Source organism: Streptomyces sp. UH6 (assembly GCF_013421635.1).
Classification (GTDB): Bacteria; Actinomycetota; Actinomycetes; order Streptomycetales; family Streptomycetaceae; genus Streptomyces; species Streptomyces abyssomicinicus.
This window is the reverse complement of sequence record NZ_JACADT010000129.1, coordinates 1-9279: the sequence shown is the minus strand read 5'-3', so window position 1 is coordinate 9279 and position 9279 is coordinate 1. Positions and strand designations below refer to the sequence as shown.

8 protein-coding genes are annotated in these 9279 nt (G+C 72.8%); 4 read left to right on the top strand and 4 right to left on the bottom strand.

Going from position 1 to position 9279, the window contains the following annotated elements; translation table 11 throughout:
* Nucleotides 1-218 precede the first annotated feature (218 nt).
* Nucleotides 219-914 (top strand): hypothetical protein, encoded by a 696-nt coding sequence (locus HW445_RS09970; protein WP_308798769.1) that lies wholly within the window; start codon nucleotides 219-221, stop codon nucleotides 912-914.
* Nucleotides 915-978: 64 nt separating this feature from the next.
* On the opposite strand, the gene HW445_RS09965 is transcribed toward HW445_RS09970, so the two are convergent.
* The 3 genes from HW445_RS09965 to HW445_RS09955 all read right to left on the bottom strand — a co-directional run bounded on the left by HW445_RS09965 (nucleotide 979) and on the right by HW445_RS09955 (nucleotide 4822).
* Nucleotides 979-2496 carry a SulP family inorganic anion transporter gene (locus HW445_RS09965; protein ID WP_180220669.1) on the bottom strand — a complete coding sequence of 506 codons (1518 nt, stop codon included), beginning with the start codon at nucleotides 2494-2496 and terminating at the stop codon, nucleotides 979-981.
* A gap of 116 nt (nucleotides 2497-2612) precedes the next feature.
* Nucleotides 2613-3281, bottom strand: coding sequence for a YitT family protein (locus HW445_RS09960; RefSeq protein ID WP_180220668.1), 669 nt, complete (start codon nucleotides 3279-3281; stop codon nucleotides 2613-2615).
* Between the two features lie 176 nt (nucleotides 3282-3457).
* A complete protein-coding gene (locus HW445_RS09955) occupies nucleotides 3458-4822 on the bottom strand; it encodes a radical SAM protein (protein ID WP_180220667.1) in 1365 nt (454 codons plus the stop codon).
* Between the two features lie 221 nt (nucleotides 4823-5043).
* Here HW445_RS09955 and HW445_RS09950 point away from each other — a divergent pair, with 221 nt between their 5' ends.
* The 3 genes from HW445_RS09950 (at nucleotide 5044) to HW445_RS09940 (ending at nucleotide 7868) form a co-directional block, all read left to right on the top strand.
* Nucleotides 5044-6300 (top strand): FAD-binding protein, encoded by a 1257-nt coding sequence (locus tag HW445_RS09950; protein WP_180220666.1) that lies wholly within the window; start codon nucleotides 5044-5046, stop codon nucleotides 6298-6300.
* A 43-nt stretch (nucleotides 6301-6343) separates the two neighbouring features.
* Nucleotides 6344-6973: a ThuA domain-containing protein gene (locus HW445_RS09945; protein WP_180220665.1), complete on the top strand. Its 630-nt coding sequence runs from the start codon at nucleotides 6344-6346 to the stop codon at nucleotides 6971-6973.
* A 130-nt stretch (nucleotides 6974-7103) separates the two neighbouring features.
* Complete coding sequence (locus HW445_RS09940; protein ID WP_180220664.1) at nucleotides 7104-7868, top strand: DUF4097 family beta strand repeat-containing protein; 765 nt, start codon at nucleotides 7104-7106, stop codon at nucleotides 7866-7868.
* 52 nt (nucleotides 7869-7920) lie between these two features.
* On the opposite strand, the gene fes is transcribed toward HW445_RS09940, so the two are convergent.
* The coding region (gene fes / locus HW445_RS09935; protein ID WP_306673305.1) for an enterochelin esterase at nucleotides 7921-9279 on the bottom strand (1359 nt) is incomplete at its 5' end.

Sequence of the window (9279 nt, the reverse complement as noted above, 5' to 3'; positions counted from 1 at the left end):
TGCGCCTCCGCGCGCCACCTTTTCGCGTCCGCCCGCGGACCGGCCGGACGCCCCCGACGGGCCGGTACCGGAGCGCCGCGGCTCCGCGGCCGAGGGGGCCGCACCGGACCGCGCGAGTCTTCACACAACCTGCCCGGATCCGGGGTGTGAACCCGGAACCGCCGGTACCGAAGGGCCGTCCTCCCCCGTGTTGTAGGAGAGTCCAGGGGAGGCATTTCGTGGCTTGGCAGAACAACCCGCAGCCACCACCACCGCCGGTTCCGCCGCAGCAGCCGGCGGCCGCGCCCAGCCGCGCGAAGGGCTGCCTGAGCAGCCTGGTGTCGCTGGGCGTGGTGATCGCGCTGGGGTTCGGCGCCTCGCAGCTGTTCAAGGACGACGACACCGGCACGTCGTCGTCCTCGACCGGTGCGACGGACTCGGCGGGCGACCAGAAGTCGCGCAGCTGGGAGAAGGGCGACTGCGGCGGTCCCGACCCGGAGAAGGGGTCGGACAGCTACACGATGTTCGACTGCGACGAGTCGGGCGCGACCTTCAAGGCGCTGGAGATCATGGACGGCAGCATCATGCCGGAGTCCATCCAGTGCCCGGCCGGGACGGACCTGATCATCGAGGTGTCGATCTCGTACGGCGGGAGCGACGCGGCCGGCGGCATTCCCACCGAGACGGTCTGCGGCCGCAACCTGTCCGACGACCACCCCGGTGACGCCGGTGCGGGCGGCGGACAGCTGGTGGAGGGGGACTGCGTCGACAACCAGGCGCAGGAGATCGCCTGCTCCGGCGCGGGCGGGACCGACTACAAGGTCCTCGGCCTGGTGAAGAAGAAGGGCGAGTGCCCGGCCGGCACCATCGAGCCCATGGAGCTGATGTTCGCGATAGGCCGGCCGTACGACGTGATCTGCGGCGGCAAGGCCTGACCCACGTGCCCGAGGGCCCGCACCCCCCGCGCTCACCGGCGGGGTGCGGGCCCTCGGCCGTGCATCAGGGGGAGGGGAGCCTGCCCGCGAGGCGTTCGTGGATGCGGGCGCTGGGCTCGTTGAGACCGACCACCGTGACCCGCTTCCCGTGCCGGGCGTACTTGGTCTCGACGGCGTCCAGCGCGGCCACCGAGGAGGCGTCCCAGATGTGCGCGGCGGACAGGTCGATGACGACGTCCTCCGGGTCGCCCTGGTAGTCGAACTGCGTGACCAGCTCGTTCGACGAGGCGAAGAACAGCTCGCCGGCGACCCGGTACACCACCTGGCCGTCCTCCGGCCGGACGGCCGCGGTGACGTCCACCAGGTGCGCGACCCGCCGCGCGAAGACCACCATCGCGGTGATCGATCCGACCACCACACCGACGGCCAGGTTGTGGGTGACCACCACGCAGACCACGGTGATGACCATCACCATGGTCTCCCCCGGCGGCATCCGCCGGAGCGTCCTGGGGGCCACCGAGTGCCAGTCGAAGGCGGTGATCGAGACCATCACCATCACCGCCACCAGGGCCGCCATGGGGATCTCGGAGACCACCGGTCCGGCCGCCACGCACAGGACCAGCACGAAGACGCCCGCGAGGAAGGTCGACAGCCGGGTCCGGGCGCCGGAGACCTTGACGTTGATCATGGTCTGTCCGATGACCGCGCAGCCGCCCATGCCGCCGAAGAGGCCGGTGACGATGTTGGCGATGCCCTGCCCCACCGACTCGCGGGTCTTGCTGGAGCGGGTGTCGGTGATGTCGTCGACCAGCTTGGCGGTCATCAGCGACTCCATCAGTCCGACCAGCGCCATGGCGAAGGAGTACGGCGCGACGGTGGTGAGGGTGTCCAGGGTGAGCGGCACGTCCGGCAGGCCAGGGACCGGCAGGGCGGACGGCAGCTCGCCGCGGTCCCCGACGGTCGGCACGGCGATGCCGGCCGCCACCGTGATCACGGTGAGGATCACCACCGTCACCAGCGGCGCGGGCACCACCGTGGTCAGCCGCGGGAAGAACACCAGCATGGCCAGGCCGGACAGCATCAGCGGGTACACGGCCCACGGGACGTCGTGGAGTTCGGGGACCTGGGCGAGGAAGACCAGGATGGCCAGCGAGTTGACGAAGCCGACCATCACCGAGCGCGGCACGAACCGCATCAGGCGGGCGACGCCGAGCAGGCCGAGGACGATCTGGAAGACGCCGGCCAGGATCACCCCCGCGATGAGGTACCCGAAACCGTGCTCCCGGTTGAGCGGCGCGATCACCAGGGCGACCGCCCCGGTGGCCGCGGAGACCATCGCCCGTCGGCCGCCGACCACCGAGATGGTCACCGCCATCAGGAACGAGGCGAAGAGGCCGACCGCCGGGTCCACGCCCGCGATCACCGAGAAGGAGATCGCCTCGGGGATCAGTGCGAGACCGACCACCAGACCGGCCAGCACCTCGGTGCGCCAGACCTTGGGGTCACGGACCCAGGCGGGCAGGCCGGGCCGGGCAGGGCGGCGGCCGGTGCCGGCCGGGGCCGGGGACCACGTGGAGGACATGGGACCGCTCCTGTTTCAAGGCTGTACGGGCGAGCCCGTGCGAAGGCCGGGCCGGGAACGACGGGGGGAGGGCGACGGAAGGAGGAGGGCGGCGGGTGGAGGAGCGAGGGAGGCGGTCAGCGGCCGTTGTAACGGCCGGGCCGGTGGTTCATCGCTATGACCAGGTTGAGCACGGCGACGCCGGCCAGCGAGGCGAGCACCACCCCGGGTTCCACCAGCGGCAGCGCGCAGAGGATCACCACCGCGTCGAGGCCGAGCTGCACGTAGCCGGCCCGCCAGCCGTACCGGTCCTGGAGATGGAGGGCCAGGATGCCGAAGCCGCCGCCGCTCGCGTTGTGGCGGAACACCACGATCATGCCGAGGCCCACGCAGAGGCCGCCGAACACGGCGGCGTACCAGGGACTCATCCCGGAGAGGGTGACCAGCTCCTGCTGGACGGGCGTCAGTGCCGAGGTGAGCCCGACCACCGCCAGGGTCCGCAGGGTGAAGGACCACCCCATGCGCCGCACCGCGAAGTAGTAGAACGGCAGGTTGACGGCGAAGAAAACGGCGCCCAGCGGCACGCCGCCCGCGTAGCTGACGAGGAACGACGCGCCGGCGAGACCGCCGGTGACGCCTCCGACGGCGTGCAGGAGGGTGAGCCCCCAGGACATCAGGAAGGCGCCGATCACGTACGCCGCGATGTTCTCCGCGAGGGTGTGCGGAGCGGCCGGAGGGGCGGCCGGGGTCTCGGAGGCGACCGGGGCCCGGGTGCCGGCCTCGGTCGAGAGCGCAGAACTCGACATGACCGAGAAAGTATCACCCATTTTTCGCACGCCTGTTTCCCGACGATGTCACGCCGTGGTACAGGGCCGCGGGGCGCGGCGCCGTCGGCAGCGGAAGGCCCCGCGGACGACGGCGCCCCGCGCGCCGGCCCTCGAGGGGTGGCGCGCGGGGCGGAACCCGGCCCGGACGGTGCCGGTCAGGCCTGCTCGACGGCCGCGGCGGTGATCTCGTTGTCCACGTACGCCTCGTCGGCGGGGAGGCTGTCCATGAAGGAGCTCACCGAGAAGACGGCGCGACCCGGACCGGGCTGGCCGTAGCCGGGCGGGGAGGAGAGACCGAAGTCCTCCATCGTCTGGCGGTAGGCCTGGAGCAGCCGGATGTGGTACTCCAGCGGCGCCCCGTCGGGGTTGGTCCTGCCGAGCGGCGTGGTCGGCTCCGGGCACCAGGTGGTGAACCGGGGCGTGATGCCGTTCGACATGAAGAACCGCAGACCCTCGGTGGTGGAGGCGATGGCCTCGTCGACCGTCTTGAAGCCGAACGGCTCGGCCATCTCGACGCCGGCCACGAAGTTCGGGATCACGTTGCGCGGGCCGAAGATCTCCGCGGAGTCCAGGATGCGCCTGTGCCACTCGTCCCGGCCGACGTAGCGCTCCTTGCCGGGGCAGTACATCTTGAACAGGTACTCGTCCCACACCTCGAAGTTGGGGTGGTAGATCTTGACGCCGTAGTCCTTGAACCGCTGGACGTCGTCCTTGGGCAGAGCCTGGGCGACGACCTTGCCGATCCAGCGGTCCGGGAAGCGCTCCTCGATGGCCTTGGCGTAGTGGCCGTAGAAGTCGGCCTCGTCGCGCCCGGCGACCTTGGAGGTGATGGCGCCGCCGGTGAGCGTGTAGGCGGTGGAGGTCTTCTGGGTGTCGTACTTGTCGATGATCTCCAGGGCCTCCAGCACCTCCTCCACGTCCTTGACGCCCGTGTAGGGGCGGCCCGCCTTCTTGTGCTGGCGCCAGTTGTGGTTGATGTCGCAGTACTGGCACTCCTCCTTGACGCCGAAGTACTGGCACACCCGGAAGACCGTGAGGTAGATCAGGTAGCCCCACTGGATGGTGGGGGCCACCTCCATCACGGACTTCCCGTTGGAGAGCTTGTGCCGGTAGTACTCGGGCATCGGCGGCACGCCGACGTCGGCGATCCGCTTCCCGTCGAGGTAGAGGCCCAGCATGCCGTGGTCGTCGGCGGCGACGCGGTACGGCGAGTTCGGGTTGACGCGGACCGAGACGACGGTGCGCCGCAGGTCGTACGGGCCGCCGGTGAGGATGATCTCCTCCGGCGGCCGGCGCAGCGCGGCCTCGCCGAGTTCGGGGAGGGTGCCGTGGTCGAAGGAGAAGATGAAGTAGGACTTCGGTTTGACCTCGCCGTCCTCGTTGTCGCTGAGCGCCGAGGCGTCGAAGGCGACCCCGCCTCGCAGCAGGTCCTCCTTGAACACGGCCTCCCGCGGTACCTGCGGGAACCGCTCCATCAGATCCTCGACCAGCGCGGTACGACTGCCCGTGCCCGTGCTCATACCGTTCTCCTTCCCATGCGCGACTTCTCACCGTATGCCGCCGGTGACGCGAGCGCGGTACCGGGTCCCCGTGTCACGCCGTGAAGACGCCCTGGATGTGGGGCACCTCACAGTCGTCGGCGCAGGTGAGGGGTTTCCCGCCGGTGGGTGAGAGGCTGGGTGCGGGCCGCGTGCCGCGCGCCCGTCACCGTGGTTTCGCGCACGCTCCGAAGGAACCCCGCATGCCCCGCACCACCGCCGCCGCCCCGACCAACTGGGCGGGCAACATCGTGTTCTCCACCGCCGGGCCGACGCGGCCCGCCTCGCTCGGCGAGCTCCGGGAGACGGTGGCCGGCGCGGGCCCGGTGCGGGTTCTGGGCAGCGGGCACTCCTTCAACACCATCGCCGACCCCGGCCCGGACGGCGTCCTGCTCTCGCTGGACGCGCTGCCGGCCGACGTCGAGGTGGACACCGCCGCCCGCACCGTCCGGGTCGGCGGCGGGGTGCGGTACGCCCGTCTGGCCCGCGAGGTGCACGCGCACGGTCTGGCGCTGCCGAACATGGCGTCGCTCCCGCACATCTCGGTGGCGGGGTCGGTCGCCACCGGCACCCACGGCTCCGGTGCCGCCAACGGCCCGCTCGCCTCGGCGGTGCGCGAGGTGGAGCTGGTCACCTCCGACGGGTCGCTGCTCCGGATCGGCCGTGACGACGCCCGCTTCGGCGGCGTGGTCACCTCGCTGGGCGCGCTGGGTGTGGTCACCGCGCTCACCCTGGACCTGGAGCCGGCCTTCGAGGTCGAGCAGCGGGTCTTCACGGAACTGCCCCTGGAGGGGCTGGACTTCACCGCCGTCTCCGCATGCGCCTACAGCGTCAGCCTGTTCACCTCCTGGCGGCGTCCGGTGTTCGAGCAGGTCTGGGTCAAGCACCGGGTCGACCACGGCTTGCTCGACTTCGGCTGGGCGCCCGCGGCGGCGGGGCCGATGCACCCGGTTCCGGGGATGCCCGCGGTCAACTGCACCGAGCAGCTGGGCGTGCCGGGCCCCTGGCACGAGCGACTGCCGCACTTCCGGGCGGAGTTCACCCCCAGCAGCGGCGACGAGCTTCAGTCCGAGTACCTGCTGCCGCGCTCCCGGGCCCTGGAGGCGCTGCACGCCGTCGCCGCGATCCGCGAGGCCGTGGCTCCGGTCCTGCAGATCTCCGAGGTCCGCACGGTGGCCGGCGACGCTCAGTGGCTGAGCCCGTCCTACGACCGCGACAGCGTGGCGCTCCACTTCACCTGGGTGGACGACACGGCCGCGGTCCTGCCGGTCGTCTCCCGCGTCGAGGAGGCGCTGGCGCCCTTCGACGCGCGGCCGCACTGGGGCAAGGTCTTCACCGTGCCGGGTGCGGTGCTGCGCGAACGGTACGCGCGGCACGCCGAGTTCGCCGCCCTGGCAGACGAGCTGGACCCCCGCCGGGCCTTCCGCAACGCGTTCGTCCGCGACTTCCTGGGCGACTGACCCCCTCTCCCCCGGCGGGCCCCGCGCGTCCTACCGTGTCGGTATGACGCGCCGCCTGCTGGTCCACACCCGCACCACCGGGTACCGCCACGACTCGATCCCCGCCGCGCTGGCCGCCGTCGGCCGCTTCGAGGGGTTCGCGGTGGACGCCACCGAGGATCCCGCCGCCCTGGAGGGCGACCTCTCCCGGTACGCGGCCGTGGTGTTCCTCTCCACCTCCGGCGACATCCTGACCGACGCCGGCCGGGCGGGGCTCGCCGCGGCGGTGGAGTCCGGCACGGGCTTCGCCGGCGTGCACGCGGCGGCCTGCACCGAGGAGAGCTGGCCCTGGTACACCGGAAGCCTCCAGCGGTCCCGGTTCGCCGGTCATCCGCCGTACGGCCCGGGACTCGTCCTGGTGGAGGACCGGTCGCATCCGGCCACGGCCCACCTGCCGCGGGCGTGGCCGTGGAGCGACGAGTGGTACGACTTCGCCCCCTGCCCCGACCCGGCCGAGGTCCGTGTGCTGCTCCGTGGCGGCGAGGACCGCCACCCGCTGGCCTGGCACCACCGCCAGGGACGGGGCCGCGTCTTCTGGACCGCCCTGGGGCACGCCGAGGAGGCGTACCGCGATCCCGCCTTCCTGGCCCACCTGCGGGGCGGCCTGGAGTGGACCTGCGGCGGGCGGGGGTGACGGGGGTGGGGGCAGCCCCCGTACGGCGAAGGGGGCACGCCGGATCGTGACGGCGGGCCCGGCTCCGTAGCGTCGGTGGCGTCGGCAACGGCCGGCGCGAAGCCTCACCCGACCTGAACGGAGGCCCCCCGTGGCCGCAGTCCCCCGCACCGCCCGTGTCGCCCTGGTCGCCACCGGCGCCGCCCTCGCGCTGGCGGCGCTGAGCGGCTGCGGCGCCGACCTCGAGGACGCCGAGCCGGAGAAGCGCTCGTTCACGACGGCCTCCGACCGCCTCACCATCGACACCGACAACGGCGACGTCTCGGTCCGCCCCGCCGACGTCGACAGAATCGAGGTCACCCGGTGGTTCGCCGGCTGGGCGCTGATCGGCGAGCCGGAGGCCACCTGGAAGATGGACGGCGACCGTCTGGAGCTGAAGACCGACTGCGGCCCCGTGGTGGGCGGTTGCTCGGCCCGCTACGAGGTGCTGGTCCCCCGCGACGTGCGGCTGACCGTGACCGGGGACAACGGTGACATCCAGGCCGCGGGCTTCACGACGGCGCTGCGCATCGTGACGGACAACGGCGACGTCGAGGTGTCCGGTTCCACCGGCCCCCTCACCCTGGAGGGCGACAACGGGGATCTCCGGGCGACCGGCGTCACCTCCCGCGAGGTGGACGCCGTCTCCGACAACGGCGACGTCCGGCTGGTCTTCGACGCCGCGCCGCAGCGCACCAGCGTGGAGTCGTCCAACGGGGACGTGACCCTGGAGGTTCCGAAGGGCACCGCCTACCGGGTGGACGCGCAGGCCTCCAACGGTGACGTGAGCACGAAGCTGCCCACCGACCCGGACGGAGCGCACCGGCTCGACGTCCGCTCCGACAACGGCGACATCACCCTGCACACGGCCGGCTGACGCCGCCCGGGCGTCGCCGCCACGGCGGTCGGGTCGGTGCGCGGCGGTCCGGTCAGCCGCGCGGCGCGGGCCGGCCGAGCAGCTCGGTCAGCCCGTCGGCGAGTTCGGTGCGCCAGCACAGGTAGTCGTGCCCGCCGTTGAACCGCCGGTGGGAGAAGGCCGCGCCCCGTTCGGCCAGCGCTTCGCAGAGGTGGTCGGTGGCCGGGAGCAGCACCCATTCCTGTGCGCCGGAGGCGAGCCGGATCCGGACGCCGTCGGGCACGCCGTGCTCGCGGATCGCGCCGGTGATCCATTCGCCGTCGGTCTCGGCGTGGTTGGGCCACCAGAACGAGCCGGAGCAGGAGAGGGCGTTGCCGAACCGCCCGGGCGCGCTCACCGCGGCGTACACGGCGGCGAGTCCGCCGAGGCTCTGTCCGGCGACCACCGTGCGGGCCGGGTCGTCGGTCAGCGGGAGCCGCTTGCCCGCCCAGGGCAGGAGTTCGGTCCGCAGGAACTCCACGAAGGCCTCGTTGGGGGCGAGTTCGCGGTAGCGGCGCTCGGAACCGAGCGATTCCGGCATCACGGCCGCCACCGGTGGCAGGGCGCCGCCCGCGATCAGGTTGTCGAGCAGGGCGGCGACGTCGAGTTCGGGCTGCCACATCTCGGCGTCGAAGAGGACCACGACGGGGAGTCCGGCCTCGCGGCCGGCGCCGGGGCCCGCGTCGGCGCCCGTTGCCCGGGCGGGGCCGGGGGCCTGCGGGGGCGCGGGCTCGTAGAGCCACACCCGCCGTTCGTTGCCGAGGAGTTCGCTGCGCAGCCGGTGCTCGGTGACGGTTCCGCGCGCCACGCCGGGGCGGCTCCGCCAGAGGTGCTCGGCGGTGGGCGCCGCGGGCAGTTGGAGCACGGACTGCGGCACTCCGCCCCAACGGCGGGGCAGTGTGCGAGGGTTGAAGGGGTCGACGCGGGGGCGGGAGCGCAGCCACTGCCAGTAGGTCCGCTCGCCGGGCCGGGGGGCGTGCGGGTCGTCGCCGTCGTCGACGCAGATCGAGTAGGTGGCCTGCCAGTCGGTGCGCATCCGCAGCGTCCAGTGCCACACGTCGGTGCCGGGCACGCGGCGCATCAGGTTGGCGGCGGGGTCGCGCGGGTCGGCCAGCTTGTTGGGCAGGGCCAGGGCGGCGCGGACGCGGTCGTCGCCCCGCCAGAGGAAGGTGACCAGTACGTGGTCGGGCGATCCCTGGGGGTCGGGTTCGACCAGGGGGGTGCCGGTGGCGCGGACCGAGTCCCAGAACGCCTCGGTGCTCTCCGCCCCGGCCTCCAGCGCCGCGACGCGCGGGCTGTCGGCGAGCTCCATGGCGGCCGGCCTCGGGGTGCGCGGCGGGTGGGGCAGCGACTCGGGGGGCGGGGCGGGGAAGGACATCGGGCGGCTCTCCAG